The 308-nt window shown below is 69.2% G+C and carries 1 protein-coding gene; it reads right to left on the minus strand.

Annotation, left to right across the window (positions count from 1 at the left end; all coding sequences use genetic code 11):
* Positions 1-308, minus strand: a 308-nt coding sequence (locus tag P3H15_RS54850; protein ID WP_276144935.1) for an AMP-binding protein, incomplete at both ends; no start/stop codon positions are given.

Consider the following 308-nt stretch of genomic DNA (forward strand, 5'->3'; position numbering starts at 1 on the left):
GGATCAGCCACCGGACGTGATCGGGCAGATGCTCGAGCTCGGTGGACAGGGTGAGGCCGATCGCGGCGCCGCAGTCGCCGAGCGTGTACGCGATCCGATCGACCGGATGGGTCGGATCGATGGGCACATACCCGGCGCCGGTGTTCGCGACCGACCACAGTGCCAGGACCGATTCGTACGACCTCGGTACCGCCACCGCCACCAGGTCTTCCGGTCCGATTCCCTGCCTGATCAGGGCCCGGGCGACCTGGTGGGCGCGGTGGTCGAGTTCGGCATAGGTCACCGCACGTCCACGGTCGCGGACCGCG

Origin of the sequence: Rhodococcus sp. T2V, from assembly GCF_029269925.1 — a bacterium.
In the GTDB taxonomy this organism is placed as follows: Bacteria; Actinomycetota; Actinomycetes; order Mycobacteriales; family Mycobacteriaceae; genus Rhodococcus_F; species Rhodococcus_F koreensis.